This is a genomic window from Janibacter sp. CoH_79_TC_3, from assembly GCF_058197955.1.
The window spans coordinates 1-247 of record NZ_JBXWIV010000160.1; the positions used below are offsets into that span (position 1 = coordinate 1).

1 protein-coding gene is annotated in these 247 nt (G+C 40.9%); it reads right to left on the bottom strand.

The window, feature by feature from the left end:
- Nucleotides 1-30: 30 nt before the first annotated feature.
- Nucleotides 31-247: hypothetical protein (locus AC2FA3_RS15470; RefSeq protein WP_490510365.1), on the bottom strand; the 217-nt coding region annotated here is incomplete at its 5' end.

Below are 247 nucleotides of genomic sequence, written 5' to 3' on the forward strand. Positions count from 1 at the left end.
GGTATCACCTCCTTAATTCTTTTTGATTTTTTATTTCACCTTTTTGCAGGCTCTTGTAACAACTTTGTGCGAGCCTTCGTATACATTGCCGTAAATATTCAGCCCATCAACGCCGTACGCTCTGATAGGTACATCTCTGCCTACCATAAACAGATTGTTTCTGATGGTTATGTTGTTGTGAATGTGCTTGTTCACTCTTCTCATAAACGGTATGGGTTTAATCAGCACACCCGGATGACGCTTATAG